Origin of the sequence: Vreelandella lutescens, from assembly GCF_014640815.1 — a bacterium.
Taxonomy (GTDB): Bacteria; Pseudomonadota; Gammaproteobacteria; order Pseudomonadales; family Halomonadaceae; genus Vreelandella; species Vreelandella lutescens.
The window spans coordinates 239864-257091 of sequence record NZ_BMHM01000002.1; the positions used below are offsets into that span (position 1 = coordinate 239864).

Consider the following 17228-nt stretch of genomic DNA (forward strand, 5'->3'; position numbering starts at 1 on the left):
CACATGGATTTTTCACTCTTATTGGTCATTGCAGTGGTGCTGTCAGGTGCCATTTACCTGTTGGATATACTCGTGCTGCGACCCAAGCGGCGCGAGCGCGTTGCCACTGCTGAGTCAGCCACTACGGAAGGACTGGATGCGTCTACGCGGGAAAAGCTCCTAAAAGAGCCGTGGCCCGTCGACTATTCGCGTTCGTTTTTTCCGGTGCTGCTAGTCGTACTAGTCGTGCGCAGCTTTATTGTGGAGCCGTTTCAGATTCCTTCGGGCTCTATGAAACCCACCCTGGAAGTAGGCGATTTTATTCTAGTGAATAAGTTCTCTTATGGACTGCGCCTGCCGGTGGTGCACCACCGCTTTTTAGAGGTCAATGACCCCGAGCGGGGCGATGTGATGGTGTTTCGTTTCCCTGAAGAGCCGGCCGTTAACTTTATAAAGCGCGTTGTAGGGCTGCCCGGTGACCGCATTCGTTATGAGGGCAAGCAGCTGTATGTGAACGGCGAGGCGGTCACTAAAACGCTAGTAGAAGAGGGGCCGGAACTCTCGCCACAGCAGCTGTTGTTAGAAGAGCAGTTAGGCGAAGTCAGCCACTTTATCTACAACAACCCCCGTGATCCAGGCCCGCAAATGCGTGAAGTCGTCGTGCCAGAAGGCCACTACTTCACCATGGGCGATAACCGCGACCATTCTAACGACAGTCGCTATTGGGGGTTTGTGCCTGAAGAGAATATCGTAGGGCGCGCGTTTGCCGTTTGGATGCATTGGGATGGCGGCCTGCCCAGTTTTACCAGCGTGCGGCGTATTGAATGAAGCAGCATAATGTGCAAACCGTGAGTATGGTTATCTTTGTTAACGTCAATGACGTAGGAGCACTGTGAGTAATTCCTTAACCGCTTTTTGCCGACGAATCGGCCATACCTTTGGCGACCCAACGCTACTGGAACTGGCCATGACCCACCGCAGCTACGGTGGTCGCAACAATGAGCGCCTGGAATTTCTAGGTGACTCCATCGTGAATTTTGTGATCGCGGAAGCGCTGTTTCAGCGCTTTCCTCAAGCGCGCGAAGGGCAGCTCTCCCGCCTGCGCGCCCGCTTAGTAAAAGGCCAAACCCTGGCAGAACTCGCCCGCGAGATGGCGTTTGGCGAGTGTCTGCGGTTAGGCTCTGGTGAAATGAAAAGCGGCGGCCATCGTCGTGAATCGATTTTGGCAGATGCCGTCGAGGCGATTATTGGGGCGATCTATCTGGATGCCGGAATGGATGCCGTGCGCGAGCGCGTGCTGGCATGGTACGCCGAGCGTCTGGAGAACATTTCGCTGCAAGATACCCAAAAAGACCCGAAAACACGCTTACAAGAGTTTTTGCAGTCGCGCCAAGCGGCGCTACCGCGCTATGAAGTGGTCTCTGTGAAGGGAGAGGCGCATGCCCAGACCTTTACCGTGGAGTGCTACATTGAGCTGCTAAGCGAGCATACCACTGGTAAAGGCCCCAGCCGCCGCCACGCTGAACAGCAGGCTGCGGAAGAAGCATTGTCCTATCTCGAACAACCCCCTGGAGACAAATCATGAGCCAAACCTGCGGATTCGTGGCCATCGTTGGCCGTCCCAACGTAGGCAAATCAACCCTCATGAACCGGATTCTGGGGCAGAAAATTTCGATTACCTCTCGGCGGCCGCAAACCACGCGCCATCAGGTAATGGGGATTAAAACCGTCGAAGATACGCAGTTTATCTACGTCGACACGCCGGGCATGCACATCATGTCCAAAGACCGCAATAAAGCGATCAACCGCTTTATGAACCAGGCGGCAACTCAGGCGCTGCGTGACGTAGACTGTGTAGTGTTCATTATTGATCGCACCCGCTGGACAGAAGAAGATCAGGCGGTATTGAAGCGTCTTGAACACGTGCAAGCGCCGGTGATTCTAGCGGTTAACAAAGTCGACCGCCTGCAAGAGAAGGGCGACTTACTGCCTTGGCTGGCTGAAGTTGGCGCACGCCGTGAGTTTGCTGCCGTTGTGCCCATTTCAGCTAAGCATGGCACCCAGGTAGATACCTTGGAAGAAGAGGTCGCTAAGCACCTGCCTGAAAGCATTCACTTCTTCCCGGAAGACCAAATCACCGACAAAAGCCTGCGCTTTATGGCGGCTGAGCTGGTGCGTGAAAAAGTCATGCGTCAGTTGGGTGACGAGCTGCCCTACCAAATGACGGTCGAGATTGAAGAGTTTCGCGAGACCGAGCGCGTTACGCACATCAGCGCACTCATTTTGGTAGAGCGTCAGGGTCAAAAAGTGATCTTAATCGGCGAGAACGGCGACCGGATCAAGAGTATTGGCCGTGAAGCGCGCCTGGATATGGAGCGCGCGCTGGGTACCAAAGTCATGCTGAATATGTGGGTGAAGGTGAAGCGCGGTTGGTCGGATGACGAGCGGGCGCTGAAAAGCCTGGGTTACGATCTCGATTGAGCACGGCAATGACCGCAGAGCCTGCGTTTCTGCTGCACCGCCGGGCATATCGTGAAACCAGTGCGCTGGTCGATTTATTGACGCTGAATCATGGCCGTATTCGGGCAGTCGCCCATGGTGGCCAGCGGCCCGGCTCTAAATCGCGCCAGCGGCTGCAGCCGTTCACCCCGCTGTTTGTATCCTGGCGGGGAGAACGGGAGCTAAAGCGGCTAACACTGATGGAGTCCCGTGGGCACACCGCCCTGCTGGCAGGCGAAGGCCTGCTGTGTGGCCTCTATGCCAATGAGATTGCCACTCGATTACTTCCCCTTGAGCTGGTCGCCACCGACGTCTTTGCGTTTTATAGCGCTCTATTGGAAGCGCTACCGGCTCCTGCGGAGCGCGGGCTGGCGCTGAGACGCTATGAGTGGGCATTATTAGAGGCATTGGAAGCCACCCCACGCTTTTGTACGCCGGAAGGCGGCCCTTTAGATCCACACTGCCGCTACCGCTTTGATGCTGCCAGCCGTGCGTTTTTACCCGCGGAGCAGGGTATTGAAGGGCGCACATTGCGCTACATTGAGCAGGGCGACTGGCAGCCGGAAGGCTTGGCGGGTGCGCTGAAAGCAGTGACGCGAGCGGCGCTGGCTCCCCACCTAGGCCCAACAGAACTGCGTTCCCGTGAACTAATGCTGGATTTAGCCCGTCGACGTCAGCGTTCATGAGCTAACCCATCGCTGCCTCTTGATGGCGATTACTATTTATCACCGCCATCGACTATTACCACCTATCGCCCTTTATTGATTGGAGACACGTTATGCACCCACCACGGATTTTACTCGGCGTTAATATCGACCATATCGCCACGCTGCGTCAGGCCCGTGGCACACGCTATCCTGATCCGGTTCAAGCGGCGCTGCTAGCCGAAGAGGCGGGAGCTGACGGCATTACCGTCCACCTGCGCGAAGACCGCCGCCATATCCAGCCACGCGATGTGCGCCTGCTGGCGGAAGTGCTTAACACACGCATGAACCTAGAGATGGCGGTCACCGAAGAGATGTTCGCGTTGGCAGAAGAAGTGCGCCCCGCCCACGTATGTTTGGTGCCGGAGAAGCGCGAAGAGCTGACCACCGAAGGCGGGCTGGATGTCGTGGGCGGCTTCGACCAGATTGCGAGCGCCTGCCAGCGTCTTGCTGCGCTTGGCTGTGATGTGTCGCTATTTATCGACCCTGATGAAGCTCAAATTGATGCCGCTAAGCGTGCAGGCGCACCGACTATCGAGCTGCACACCGGTGCTTATGCCGAAGCAAAGCCAGGCAGTGCAGAAGCGAACGCTGAGTATGACCGCCTTAGCGCGGCAGCGGTGCATGCGGTCTCGCTGGGGTTGGTCGTCAATGCCGGGCACGGCCTGCATTATCACAACGTGGAAGCGATTGCGGCGCTACCCGGCGTGAATGAGCTGAACATTGGTCACGCGATTATTGCCCGTGCGCTGTTTGTCGGCTTAAAAGAAGCCGTACAAGAGATGAAGCGGTTAATCATTGCGGGTCAAGAGGCTGGTTTGATGGCAGCCCTGGATGCCCATGAGCACGACCATGACCACGACCATAGTGATGGTCACCACGACTGCTGCGGCCACTAACATGATTGTGGGGATTGGCTCTGATATTGCGCGGGTTGAGCGTTTTCGTCAGGCCGTGACGCGTCACGGCCCACGCTTTGCGCAACGTATTCTAGGGCCAGACGAGCAGTCGGTATGGCAAGCAAAAGGCCAAGCAACGGCCTACTTGGCGAAACGTTTCGCGGCAAAGGAAGCGTTTGTCAAAGCCCTAGGGCTTGGGCTGCGCCAGGGCATGCAGTGGAGCGAGATACAGGTGCTCAACGATGCCTTGGGCAAGCCCAGTCTAAAGCTTAGTGGCGAAGCGCAGCGGCTTTTTCGCGCAAGTGGTGCCACCGCTGCGCATATTTCGCTGAGTGATGAGGCTGATTACGCTGTCGCTTTTGTCGTGCTGGAACGATGAGTCGATCATGGCGCTATTCATAAGCGCCATGTTTCAGGCACCCCAATGCCAGCTGCTACGTGAGCAAGGTATGGCGTTCCTGGCTAAGGCGCGCCATGGCGGTATAGAGCTCGTCCAGTAGCGTTTTAACATGGCGTAGTCCACTGGTGCGCAATCGTGTTTCTAACGTTTCCACCAGTAGCGCTAATTCTGGTGCGCCACAGTAGCGGCTGGCACCGTTCAACCCGTGTACCCAGTCGAGTAGTGTCGTTAAATCGGCCGCTTGGAAGGCGCTGCGGATCTGCTGCTCGGTTTCGGGCAAACTATCGATAAGTCTTACTAACTGCTGCTTCGCGAGTGTCTCTTTGCCACCCGCTAAGCGTGCCCCAAGGGTTAAGTCGACGGCTGGGAGCGAGCTTGAGGGGGCGCTGGGTGATGGTAACGGACGAGCAGGCGTCACTTCTGGCGCGGTCATATGTTGCGGTGCGATGCCTAAGAAACGCTGCAGCAATTGCTGTAGCTGAGCGTCGTCGATCGGTTTGACCAAAACATCGTCTAGACCTTCGCTTAGCCACTGCTGCCTTTCCGTACTGAGTACGTGAGCCGTCACGGCAATAATAGGGCAGCGCGCCCAGCTATTATTAATTCTACGCAGTGCCTGGGTCGTTTGTATGCCATCCATGCCGGGCATACGAATATCCATCAGCACCATATCTGCGGTGTGGTGGCGGGCGAACTCTAGCGCCTCATGACCACTCTCAGCCAGTGCAATGCGTAACGTATCGCTCTCCAGCATGGCTTTTAACAGCTCACGATTAGGCGAGTTATCGTCGACGATCAGAACGGTTAAGTGTGGCGCAGGTAAAGGTTTACTGACGCTGTCGCTGGTAATAGAAAGAGCCTGAGGGTGCATCAGCATACGCAGCGTAGTGGCTAGCTGTGCGCGGGTAAACGGTTTACACAGCATCTCACCGCCATGGGGCAGCTCCCATGAAGGCAGGTCAAAGCTTGTGGTGTTTGCCAGAATCATGACCGGGCAGGGCGTTTGTTGAATCACGGACTGCCAATAGCCTTTGCGCTCTTCGTCAAAGTCTTCTGCGGACAAACACAGAATCAGCAGCGACTCACTGCCTGCGTCAATGAACGACACTGGGCGTGCGCCCCAGCGCTCCAACAGGTGTTCTAGCACGTTGCGGGTGGGTAGGTGAGGTTCATGAAGGCGGACAATGGGGCTGTCCAGCGTCAGCTCTGGCGGGCGCTCGTCGGCAAGATGCGCTAGCAGCGGCAGCGTAAAGGAGAACGTCGACCCTTTGCCTAGCTCGCTTTCAACCGTGATTTCCCCGCCCATGCGCTGGATCAGTTGGCGACAAATCGTGAGGCCCAAGCCGCTGCCGCCAAACTGGCGTGAATGGCTGGGTTCGGCTTGAGAAAAGGCGCTAAATAGCTGCTGTTGATGCTCGTCGCTTAAGCCAATGCCGGTGTCGCTAACGCTAATGTGCAACACCACATGCTGACCTTCCTGGTTATCCAGCATTACCCGGACGATTACTTCACCCTCCGTCGTGAATTTAAGGGCATTGCCCAGCAGGTTATTCAACACTTGGTGGATACGCAGTGGGTCGCCGCATAGGGGCGTGGGCACATCGTCGTAGACCATGGCGACCAAGTGCAGCTGCTTGCGCTGCGCTTCGGGGGCATGAAGACCAATAATCTCATCCACCAGGGCGACAATATCGACATCAACCTCTTCCAAGGTCAGCCGGTCGGCTTCCAGTTTAGAGAAGTCCAATACATCGTTGACCAGCATCAGTAGGTTATCGCAGGCGCGGCGGACGTGCTCTAGCCACTCTTTTTGCCGATTATCCAGGGAGGAGCGTCCTAGCAGGCGGCAAAAGCCGATAATACCGTTCAGCGGTGTGCGTATCTCATGGCTCATATTCGCTAGAAACTCGGATTTAACGGCGTTGGCACGTAGCGCGCTACGATGAGCCAAATCGAGCTTGATGTTTTGCTCTTCAATGGTCTCCATCGACTCCTGCAGTTCGCTGGTGGCCTGCTCAATCTGGCTCTGCATGTCACGCTGGGCCTGCTGGAAATGTTCGGCTAAGCGGTTAATGTGGTTGGCCAGCTGTTTAAACTCGGTTGGCTTGGCGGTGGACATTACCAAGCTGTAATCACCTCGCGATAAGCGATATAGCGCTTGGTTGGCCTCTTCAATAGGGCGGCTGGCGTAGCGGCTAATGGCAAAGGCAATCAAAAACAGCAGCAGCCCTAGTAGCATGCCGCCCAGACTCAAACTGGCTATTAGCCGATAGCGCTCAAGCGTTAACGCACGAATATCCATTTCCGCCTCTAGCCATCCGCTTGCCACGCGGTTAGCGCTGGCAACGGTTTCACTGGTGAGCGGTACCTGCAAGCGCCAAGCGTCTTCTTCCATCGCAATCGCGGTAACCTCCGGGGCATGTAACCGCGGCGGCGGCGGCATCGAGCGGCCCAGCACCAGCAGGCGGTTACCCTGCTCATCAAAGAGCGTTACTGCCCGCAACCCCCGGTGTTCCAGCAACTGCTGTGCCAGCTCCTCAAGGCGCTGTAAATCGCCGTCAGCCATGGCACTGCCAAGGCTTGGGGCCAATAGCTCGCCAGCACTGGTGAGGCGGTCTTTAAGAACATCACGGCCAGTGTGGTCGCTTTGAATCACGAAGAGCACCGCCATGACGGCGTACACCAGCAGAGGAAAACCCAGCAGGGCAAATAGCAGACGCGTGTTTAATGACATGAAAGAAGCTCGTTGAATCTAGAAGGTTGCCTGTCCAGTCACAGGCAGCACCGATATAATGCAGCATAACGGTTACGAGAAGGAATGTTCGATGAATTATCCCACGCTTGAAGATGTGGTCGGCAATACGCCGCTGGTTCGCCTAAAACGGATTACCGCCGGTAAAAACAATACGTTGCTTGCCAAACTGGAAGGTAATAACCCGGCGGGTTCGGTCAAAGACCGTCCGGCGCTTTCGATGCTGAGCGAAGCAGAAGCGCGCGGAGAGATTACCCCAGGGGATACGCTGATTGAGGCTACCTCGGGTAACACGGGTATTGCCCTCGCCATGGCAGCGGCGATTAAAGGGTACAAAATGACCCTGATCATGCCGGAAAACGCCTCCACTGAGCGTAAGCAGGCGATGGCCGCCTACGGCGCAACGCTGATTAGCGCCAGTAAAGAAGGCGGCATGGAAGAGGCCCGTGACATCGCAGATGCCATGATTGCCCGCGGTGAAGGCAAACCGCTAAACCAGTTTGCCAACCCGGACAACCCGCTGGCCCACTACCGCACCACCGGGCCGGAAGTATGGCGGCAAACCGGCGGTGAAGTGACTCACTTTGTCAGCTCTATGGGCACCACGGGCACCATCATGGGCGTATCGCGCTACCTGAAAGAGCAAAATAGCGCGATTCAAATTGTCGGCCTGCAGCCTGCAGATGGCGCTAGCATCCCCGGTATTCGCCGTTGGCCGCAAGAGTATTTACCGGCCATTTTTGAAGCGCCGCGTGTGGATACGACGCTTGATATTGGCCAGCACGAAGCAGAAGAGCACATGCGCCGTTTAGCGCGTGAAGAGGGCATCTTCGCGGGCGTCTCCTCCGGCGGCAGCCTGGCAGGTGCGCTGCGTATTGCTGAACAAACCGAGAATGCGGTCATCGTGTTTATTGTCTGTGACCGTGGGGATCGCTATCTCTCTACGGGCTTATTCGCTCCGGAGGTATAGATGGCTATGTTGGGTAAGCGGCGGCCGCCTAGGCCCGCCTCCGGCCACTCTGGGCTGGCGCGAACGCCAAGCAGTCAACCTGCGCCTGCTAAGCAGGCAACCTCTCAGGATGCTTCTGCGCCGCTGGTCATTGAGCGGCTGGCCCACGATGGGCGAGGCGTTAGCCACAACCCCGCAGGCAAAACTGTGTTTGTGGATCAAGCGCTGCCCGGAGAACAGGTGGAGGTGGCGGTGCACGTCACTCGCAAGCGCTTTGATGAAGCTCATATCAAAACGTTGATGATCTCCTCACCGCAGCGAGTAACGCCCCCCTGCGATCATTTTGGCCACTGCGGTGGGTGTGATTTACAGCACTTGGCGGTAGACGCGCAGCGCACTCACAAGCGTGAGGTGGTGACAGAGTTAATGGCGCGCCAGGGCATAAAGCTCAGCGATATCGCCGCGATTGATGGCCATCAGGAACACTATCGCCGCCGGGCGCGGCTAGGCGTCAAGGTCGATAGCCAGAATAACGTGCGGCTTGGTTTTCGCGCAGCCAATAGCCACCGGCTTGTAGATATTGATCACTGCCATGTGCTGGTGCCTGCGCTACAAACGCTGATAACGCCGCTAAAGCAGCTGCTTACTCAGCTAGATGCCCCCCGGGCGGTGGGCCATATTGAGCTAATGGCCACGCCGCAAGCTACGGTGGTGCTTATCAGGCAGCTAAAGCAGCAGCCGCAGGATTGGCAGCGTTGGCAAGCGTTTGCCGCCGAGCAGCAGGTGAGTGTGGGCATGTGGTTAGGGCGAGAATCCCCCGCGCTGCACTGGCATGGTGCAGAGCCTGCGCTGGAAGAGCGCTTTGCGATGAGTGCGCTAGGCATTGTGCCTGCTGCTAACACCACCACAGAAGAACTGGTGCTGCAGTTTGCCCCCGGTGATTTTTTACAGGTAAATGCCGAGGTCAATCAAAAGATGGTCTCCCAAGTGGTAGCATGGTTAAAGCCAGCGCCTGGGATGGCGTTGCTAGACCTGTTCGCGGGAATGGGGAATTTCAGCTTACCTCTGGCGGCGGCGGGTGCAAGCGTGCACGCGGTAGAGGGGAATGCCGCAATGGTGCAGCGCTTGGGCGATAACGCGATGCTTAACCATCTCACGGTGAGTGCACAGCAGGCGGATCTTAACGATGTGGCGGCGGTGAAAGCACTACTGCGCGAGCATCCGGTGGATGCCTTGGTGTTAGACCCACCGCGCAACGGAGCAGAAGCTATATGCCAGGCGGTGGGACGCCATAAAGTGGCTAAGGTGGCCTATATTTCTTGTGACCCTGCTACGCTGGCGCGGGATGCGGCACACCTTGTGCATGCGGGATATCGCGTCAAGCACGTCGCAGTGGCGGACATGTTCCTGCACACCGCCCACATGGAAACGCTGATGCTGTTTGAATACGCGGGCTAGTTTGCCCTTTGCAGCAAGCTTTGGTGGCAGTGGTGTGGAGGCTGCCACCCTGAAAGGATGAGTCATAGTCATGGTGAAAGTGCGTGAAGACCAGCCGCTGACAGAAAGCGGTAAGGTGGACATACAACAATGGTTAACGCGCCTTCAGGAAGATGTGCGCCTACGTGAACCTGAGCGCTTGATGCAAGCCTGCGAGCTCGCCGAGCAGCTAGAGCGAGAGGCGCCTCGCACCCATCGCGTGTGGCTATCGCCGGGTTCTAGCTTCCGGATGGGGCTTGAGATGGCGGATATTCTCGCCGACCTCAAGCTTGACCAAGCAACGCTGGAAGCCGCCGTGCTCTACCGCGCTGTGCGCGAAGGGCTACTAAGCCTTGAGGCCGTGGGCAAACGCTTTGGTGATGAAGTCGCTAAGCTTATCGACGGCGTGCTGCAAATGGCCGCCATCAGCTACCCATTGGCACCTAACCATGGCATGAGCCAGCATAATCAGCAGGAGAACCTGCGCAAAATGCTGGTGAATATGGTCGGCGACGTGCGCGTTGCCCTGATCAAAATTGCCGAGCGCACCTGTGCACTGCGCCAAGTCAAAGATGCTCCCCGTGAGAAATGCCTACAGGTTGCGCGAGAAGTGGCCGATATCTACGCGCCGCTGGCGCACCGACTCGGCATTGGCCAAATCAAATGGGAGCTGGAAGACCTCTCTTTCCGTTACCTGCACGAAGAAGATTACAAAGCCATCGCCAAGCTGTTAGCGGAAAAGCGCCTTGACCGCGACCGCTATATTCACGACGTGGTGGAAACCCTTAAAGGCCTGATGGAAGCTCAGCATATTCACCGCTACGACGTGAGCGGGCGAGCCAAGCACATTTACTCCATCTGGCGCAAAATGAAGCGCAAGCGGATTGATTTTTCCCAGGTACACGACGTGCGCGCCGTGCGCATCCTGGTGCCGGAAGTCACCGACTGCTACACCGTGTTAGGCATCGTTCACTCCCGCTGGCACCATGTGCCCAACGAGTTTGACGACTACATCGCCAACCCTAAGAAAAACGGCTATCAGTCGCTGCATACCGCCGTCATGGGGCCTGAAAACAAGGTGCTGGAAATTCAGATTCGCACCTTTGGCATGCACGATGAAGCGGAGCTGGGTGTCTGCGCCCACTGGCGCTACAAAGGCCACGATACCAACGCCAAAAGCCGCAGCTACGAAGAGAAAATCGCCTGGCTGCGCCAAGTGTTGGAGTGGCAGGACGAAGTGGGCGGCTTTGGCGATCTACGCGAAGGCCTCTCCAGCGATGTCGCCCCTGATCGCATCTATGTCTTCACGCCCGATGGTCACGTGATTGACCTGCCGCGCATCGCCACGCCTATCGATTTTGCTTACCGTGTGCACACCGAAATAGGTCATCTTTGCCGAGGGGCCAAGATCAATGGGCGCATTGTTCCGCTGACCTACAAGCTAAAAACCGGCCAGCAAATCGAGATTCTCACCGCCACCAAAGGCGGCCCCAGCCGCGACTGGCTCAACCCTAGCTTGGGCTACGTGCGTACCTCTCGGGCGCGGGCCAAAATTCAAGCGTGGTTTAAGCACCAGGCCCGCGACCAGAACCTAGACGAAGGGCGCGCGCTGTTCGAACGTGAAATGCGCCGCTTGGACGTAGAAGGGCTGGACCTGCCCAAGCTCGCCAAAGCCGTTAACTACCAAAACGCCGATGATATGTACGCGGCGCTGGGGGCGGGCGACCTGCGAATTGGCCAAGTGCTGCACCAGGCCCAGCAGCTGTTTGGTGAAACCGATGACCAAGAGCAGCTAGACCGCCTGCTGGCCAAACCCCGCCGTCAGCCCAGCAAGGCCACCCAAAGCGATATTACTGTGCTTGGGGTGGGCAACCTGAAAACCAGCATGGCCAACTGCTGCCGCCCGGTGCCCGGCGAGCCGATTGTGGGCTTTATTACCCAGGGGCGCGGTGTGACCGTGCACCGCCAGGACTGCACCAATATTCTCCAATTGCGTATGGAAGAGCCCCAGCGCATTATCGAAGTGGAGTGGGGCGAGCGGGCACACACCCGCTACCCGGTCACCATCGAGATTCAAGCCTGGGACCGCTCTGGGCTGCTGCGCGATGTGACGGGCCTGTTGGGCAACGAGAAGGTCAACGTATTGGCGGTCAACACCCTCACCGATACCGATGAAGGCATTGCCCGGCTGCGAATTACGCTGGAAGTAGACGGCCTGGAGTCACTCGGCAGGCTCTTCTCACGTATTCAGCAACTGCCTAACGTGACCGAAGTGCGCCGCTTGCGTAACGCCGATCCTGAAAAAAGTGCCCGTAAAGGAGGGGCCTGATGCGCCATACCCTGGATGATTTACTCACCCTGATGACCGTATTGCGCGACCGGGAGCAGGGCTGCCCGTGGGATATCAAGCAGGACTGGGACAGCATCGTGCCCCATACCCTGGAAGAGGCGTATGAAGTGGCTGACGCTATCGAGCGTCGCGCTTTTGAGGAGCTGCCCGGCGAGCTGGGCGACCTGCTATTTCAGGTGGTGTATTACGCCCAGTTTGGCGCAGAAGAGCAGCGCTTCGACTTTCACGATATCGTCGATACGCTGACCGCCAAAATGCTGCGCCGTCATCCCCATGTGTTTCCAGACGGCACGCTGGCTTCCCGCCGCCCGCCCGGCGTGAGTGCTGATGAGGTCAAAACCCAGCAGGTGAATAGCCGCTGGGAAGCGCTCAAGGCGGACGAACGCGCTGAGCGTGCTGTCACGCCTCCTTCCGTACTGGATGACGTGCCAAGAACGCTGCCCGCCCTTAGCCGCGCCGCCAAGCTCTCCAAACGCGCCGCCCGCGTAGGCTTTGATTGGCCCGACGCCGAAGGCGTGCTGGCCAAAATCCGCGAAGAGCTGGAGGAAGTCGAGGAGGCGCTGGCGGCAGGGGATCGTCAGCACGCCCAGGAAGAGGTGGGTGACCTGCTGTTCGCCGTCACCAATTTAGCCCGTACGCTGGGCGCCGACCCCGAACAGTGCCTGCGTAGTACCAATACAAAATTCGAGCGCCGCTTTCGCTATGTTGAACGCGCGCTTGCCGATGCCGAGCGCCCGTTAAACGAGGCCTCGCTGGATGAGATGGAAGGCCATTGGCAAGCCGCTAAAGCCCAAGAACAACACTAACTTCTCAACACATCAACGCGACCCCGCAAGGAGGCCACGCCAATGAGTCATGATCTACACGAATCACTGCGCGATAACGTGCGTATTCTGGGCGACAGCTTAGGGCGAACCATCGCCGATGATTTAGGCCAGTCGTTTGTCGATAAGATTGAAACCATTCGTGCCCACGCCAAGCGCGGTCGCCAGGGCGACTCCCTGCAGCAGCGTCAGCTCATCGAGTACCTGCGTCAGCTGCCTGAGCGGGACCTCTTACCCGTTACCCGCGCCTTTAACCAGTTCTTAAACCTAGCGAACATCGCTGAGCAGCACTACCGGGCGCGGTTTCGTCGGGTAGAAGATTACAAACCCGGCTCGCAGCCCGCATTAGGAGAGCTCTTAGGGCGCGCCCAGCAGGCGGGCAACTCACCGCGTAAATTGGTAGAAACTCTGGCCAATATGCGCGTTGAATTGGTGCTGACCGCGCATCCCACCGAAGTGATTCGCCGCACGCTGATCCAGAAATACGATGCCATTGATGAGTGCCTCACCGCGATAGAGAGCTCGGAAGATTACCCCGAGCGCGGCACCCGAGCCCAAGGCCGCTTGGAAGAGCTGATTAGCCAGGCGTGGCACACCGATGAGATTCGCCACGAACGCCCCACGCCAGTGGATGAGGCGAAGTGGGGCTTTGCGGTGATCGAGAACTCGCTGTGGCAAGCCGTGCCGGATTTCCACCGCGACCTGGATAACCTGCTGCTGGACACCGCAGGCGAGCGCCTGCCGCTAGACGCCGCGCCGATTCGTTACGCCTCCTGGATGGGCGGCGACCGCGACGGCAACCCGAATGTCACCGCCAAAGTCACCCAGGAAGTGCTGTTGCTAGGCCGCTGGATGGCGGCGGACCTTTACCTGCGCGATTTAGAGCAGCTCAAAACCGAGCTCTCCATGTGGAAAGCCAACAGCGCCCTCAAAGCCGAAGTGGGCGATGTGGCGGAACCCTATCGGGAGCTGCTTAAGCGGCTGCTGACTAAAATGGAAGCCACCCGCGACTGGGCGAAAGCGCAGTTGGATGGCCGCAACTACGACGGCGGGCCGATTATTGAAACCCGCGACCAAATCTACGCGCCGCTGCTGGCCTGCTACCGCTCGCTGTGCGACGTGGGGCTGGATACCATCGCCAACGGCGCGCTGTTGGATACCCTGCGCCGCGTGGCCGTGTTCGGTGTCACGCTGACCAAGCTCGACCTTCGCCAGGAAGCCAGCCGCCACGCCCAAGTAATGGAAGAACTCACCAGCTCCCTGGGGCTAGGCCATTATCAAGAGTGGAGCGAAACCCAGCGTCAGGAGTTTTTGCTAGCGGAGCTTGAGTCCCGCCGCCCGCTGATTCCCCGCCGCTGGGAGTGTTCGGCAGAGTCCCGGGAAGTCATCGACACCTTCAAGGTGATCGCCCAGGAGCATGCGGAAGCACTGGGTACTTACATTATCTCCATGGCCGCCGAGCCCTCTGATGTACTCACCGTGGCGCTGCTGATGAAAGAAGTGGGTGGGCAGGTAACGCTACCCATCGCGCCGCTGTTCGAAACCCTCAACGACCTGGACCACGCGGGCGATGTGATTGATCAGCTGCTGGCGCTGCCGGGTTACCGCGCCCTGGCTAAAGACCGCCAAGAGGTGATGATCGGCTACTCCGACTCCGCTAAGGATGCCGGTCAGCTCGCCGCTGCTTGGGCTCAGTACCGCGCCCAGGAAGCGCTGGTGAACGTGTGCGAGAAGCACGGCGTTGACCTAACGCTGTTCCACGGCCGTGGCGGCACCGTTGGCCGTGGGGGCGGTCCGGCCCACGCGGCGATTCTTTCTCAGCCGCCGGGCTCCGTGAACGGCAGCCTGCGGGTGACCGAGCAGGGCGAGATGATTCGCTTTAAGTTCGGCCAGCCGGATATCGCGCTGCGCTCCATGGAGATCTACGCCTGCGCGGTGCTGGAAGCCACGCTGTTGCCACCGCCCGCGCCGGAGCCCCATTGGCGCGAAGAGATGGACCAGCTGGCCAAGGTGGCCCACGCTGCTTACGTCGGCGTAGTGCGGGAAGACCCCGACTTCGTGCCGTACTTCCGCGCGGTAACGCCAGAAGGGGCGCTGGGCCGATTGCCGCTTGGCTCGCGGCCCACCAAGCGCCGTCAGGATGGCGGCGTGGAAACCCTGCGGGCGATTCCCTGGATTTTCGCCTGGACGCAGATCCGCCTGATGCTGCCCGCTTGGCTAGGCAGCGGCGAAGCCTTCTCCCGCCGCCTGGAGCAGCCCGGCGGCCGCGAAGTGCTGCAAGAGATGCGTACCCAGTGGCCGTTCTTTGGCACCTACCTGGATATGTTAGAGATGCTGCTGGCCAAAGCAGACGTGGCGATTGCCGCCTACTACGAACACCGCTTGGTGGACGAGCCGTCGCTAAAAGCGCTGGGCAAAAAGCTTCGCGAGCGCTTCGAGCGTCTGGAGGACGTGGTGCTGGATATCCTGCAGCAGGAGAAGCTGCTGGAGAACACGCCGCTGATTCGTCAGGCGATTGACGTGCGCAACCCCTACATCGACCCGCTGCATGGCCTGCAAGCTGAGCTTTTGCAGCGTAATCGGGATGCCGACGGGGCGATTAGCGCTGACCTTTCCCGCGCGTTGATGGTCACCATGGCAGGGATTGCGGCTGGCCTGCGTAACACGGGCTAAGCTAATAGCTGCCTATCTGCGCCGCTACCGATGGGTGGCGGCGCTTTTCTTTACGTGGCGTGGGAGGCAAGGAACATGACGACAGATGCTCAGGCTGTGCTGGCCTTCTGGTTTCAGGAGCTGTCGCCAGCCCAGTGGTTTAAGAAAGATACCCACATTGATCAACAGATTATCGAGCGCTTTAGCGACGTGCTTGAAAAAGCCGCGGCCTGCGAGTGCTTTGAGTGGCGTCGTTCGGCTCGTGGTCGGCTGGCGGAAGTGATCGTGCTAGACCAGTTCTCGCGTAATATCTATCGCGATGATGCCCGCTCGTTCGCCAGCGACACGCTGGCGTTAGCACTGGCCCAGGAAGCGGTTGCCAGCGGGGCCGACCAGTCGCTTTCGGCGGTAGAGCGCAGCTTTCTCTATATGCCCTATATGCACAGCGAGTCGGCGGCGATTCATACCCTTGCTCTTCAGCTGTTCGACCAGCCGGGGCTAGAGAGCAATTTAGAGTTTGAGAAACGCCACAAGGCGATTATTGACCGCTTTGGGCGCTACCCGCACCGTAATGCGGTCTTGGGCAGAACCTCGACCCCAGAAGAGGTCGAATTCCTTAAGCAGCCCGGCTCCTCTTTTTAACGTTTATTTAGGCTACATGGCGTTTTATGTCGTTACGAAAATCTACCCGTATCAATAAATACATCAGCGAAAGCGGTCTCTGTTCCCGCCGGGAGGCGGACCGCTTTGTCGAGCAGGGCAATGTGTGGATCAACGGCCGCCGGGCAACCACCGGTGACCAAGTGGTCGCGGGGGATCGAGTAAAGGTCAACGGCCAGGAGATCGAGCCGCAGGAAGAGGAGGATCTCGTTCTCATCGCGCTGAATAAGCCGGTAGGCATTGTGAGCACCACGGAGTCGGCGGAAAAAGACAACATCGTTGAGTTTGTGAAGCACGGCACGCGCATCTTCCCCATTGGGCGGCTAGATAAAGACTCTCAGGGGCTGATCTTTCTCACCAACAACGGCGACCTGGTCAACAAAATCCTGCGTGCCAACAATAACCACGAAAAAGAGTACGTGGTGACGGTCGATAAACCGATTACCGACGAGTTCATTGCCGGTATGCAGGGCGGCGTGCCGATCCTTGGGCAGATGACCAAAAAGTGTCATGTCGCCAAAGAGTCCACCTTTGTGTTCACCATTACCCTGGTGCAGGGGCTCAACCGCCAAATTCGCCGTATGTGCGAATACTTTGGCTACGAAGTGACCCAGCTAGTGCGCACGCGCATTATGAACGTATCGCTCAAAGGGCTGGCGCTGGGGGATTGGCGTGACCTAACTCCCAAAGAGATCGAGACCATTGTTGCCCTCACCGAAACCTCAGACGCAGCACCTGAGAAGAAAGCATCTGAGAAGAAAAAAACCGCCCGTCCCAACTACAGCGGCGGTAGAAGTAGCGCGCAGGATAAAAAGCCAACAGCAAAACGGGCCTCTTCAGGTGCCCACGCGGGTAACAAAGCCCGCAAGGATCCCAAGGCAAAAGGGGCCGCTGCTGCTAAGCCAGGCGGCAAAGGAGCAGCGTCAGCGGGAAGACCGGCCACTAAAGGAAAGGGGAGGCCCGGGAGTCACTCTAGCGGCAAACCGGGCACGAGGAAGGGCGCGATAAAGGGCGGCCGCCCCAGCGGGGGTAAAGCCGCCTCCGGTAAGCCGCCTTCCCGGCGCAAGTAGTTCTCCATGACAGA

The 17228-nt window shown here is 58.2% G+C and carries 14 protein-coding genes; 13 read left to right on the plus strand and 1 reads right to left on the minus strand.

Translation table 11 applies throughout. The features are described from left to right. Window positions 1-3 precede the first annotated feature (3 nt). From lepB to acpS, 6 genes are all read left to right on the plus strand, one after another. A complete protein-coding gene (lepB, locus tag IEW65_RS05410) occupies window positions 4-807 on the plus strand; it encodes a signal peptidase I (protein WP_188638475.1) in 804 nt (267 codons plus the stop codon). Window positions 808-871: 64 nt separating this feature from the next. Beyond that, a complete protein-coding gene (gene rnc, locus IEW65_RS05415; RefSeq protein WP_188638476.1) occupies window positions 872-1564 on the plus strand; it encodes a ribonuclease III in 693 nt (230 codons plus the stop codon). Beyond that, on the plus strand, window positions 1561-2460 hold the full coding sequence (gene era, locus IEW65_RS05420) for a GTPase Era (RefSeq protein ID WP_188638477.1): 900 nt from the start codon (window positions 1561-1563) through the stop codon (window positions 2458-2460). Before rnc ends, era begins: the two co-directional genes overlap by 4 nt. A gap of 8 nt (window positions 2461-2468) precedes the next feature. Further along, on the plus strand, window positions 2469-3164 hold the full coding sequence (gene recO, locus IEW65_RS05425; protein ID WP_188638478.1) for a DNA repair protein RecO: 696 nt from the start codon (window positions 2469-2471) through the stop codon (window positions 3162-3164). A gap of 92 nt (window positions 3165-3256) precedes the next feature. Further along, complete coding sequence (pdxJ, locus tag IEW65_RS05430; RefSeq protein ID WP_188638479.1) at window positions 3257-4081, plus strand: pyridoxine 5'-phosphate synthase; 825 nt, start codon at window positions 3257-3259, stop codon at window positions 4079-4081. Between the two features lies 1 nt (window position 4082). Further along, the gene (gene acpS / locus IEW65_RS05435) at window positions 4083-4460 is read left to right on the plus strand and encodes a holo-ACP synthase (protein ID WP_188638877.1); all 378 of its coding nucleotides are present in this window, start codon (window positions 4083-4085) and stop codon (window positions 4458-4460) included. A gap of 55 nt (window positions 4461-4515) precedes the next feature. Here the strand turns inward: acpS and IEW65_RS05440 are convergent, their stop codons facing one another. Continuing rightward, the gene (locus IEW65_RS05440; protein WP_188638480.1) at window positions 4516-7215 is read right to left on the minus strand and encodes an ATP-binding protein; all 2700 of its coding nucleotides are present in this window, start codon (window positions 7213-7215) and stop codon (window positions 4516-4518) included. Window positions 7216-7306: 91 nt separating this feature from the next. Here IEW65_RS05440 and cysM point away from each other — a divergent pair, with 91 nt between their 5' ends. The 7 genes from cysM (at window position 7307) to rluF (ending at window position 17214) form a co-directional block, all read left to right on the plus strand. Further along, window positions 7307-8203, plus strand: a complete 897-nt coding sequence (gene cysM / locus IEW65_RS05445; protein WP_188638481.1) for a cysteine synthase CysM — start codon at window positions 7307-7309, stop codon at window positions 8201-8203. Continuing rightward, window positions 8204-9640: a 23S rRNA (uracil(1939)-C(5))-methyltransferase RlmD gene (rlmD, locus tag IEW65_RS05450; RefSeq protein ID WP_188638482.1), complete on the plus strand. Its 1437-nt coding sequence runs from the start codon at window positions 8204-8206 to the stop codon at window positions 9638-9640. 70 nt (window positions 9641-9710) lie between these two features. Then, on the plus strand, window positions 9711-11987 hold the full coding sequence (gene relA / locus IEW65_RS05455; RefSeq protein WP_188638483.1) for a GTP diphosphokinase: 2277 nt from the start codon (window positions 9711-9713) through the stop codon (window positions 11985-11987). After that, window positions 11987-12814 carry a nucleoside triphosphate pyrophosphohydrolase gene (gene mazG / locus IEW65_RS05460; protein ID WP_188638484.1) on the plus strand — a complete coding sequence of 276 codons (828 nt, stop codon included), beginning with the start codon at window positions 11987-11989 and terminating at the stop codon, window positions 12812-12814. The genes relA and mazG overlap by 1 nt, the downstream gene beginning before the upstream one ends. A gap of 42 nt (window positions 12815-12856) precedes the next feature. Continuing rightward, window positions 12857-15505: a phosphoenolpyruvate carboxylase gene (gene ppc / locus IEW65_RS05465; RefSeq protein ID WP_188638485.1), complete on the plus strand. Its 2649-nt coding sequence runs from the start codon at window positions 12857-12859 to the stop codon at window positions 15503-15505. 75 nt (window positions 15506-15580) lie between these two features. Beyond that, window positions 15581-16126 (plus strand): DUF924 family protein, encoded by a 546-nt coding sequence (locus IEW65_RS05470; protein ID WP_188638486.1) that lies wholly within the window; start codon window positions 15581-15583, stop codon window positions 16124-16126. Window positions 16127-16152: 26 nt separating this feature from the next. Then, complete coding sequence (gene rluF / locus IEW65_RS05475; protein WP_188638487.1) at window positions 16153-17214, plus strand: 23S rRNA pseudouridine(2604) synthase RluF; 1062 nt, start codon at window positions 16153-16155, stop codon at window positions 17212-17214. Window positions 17215-17228: the final 14 nt, after the last annotated feature.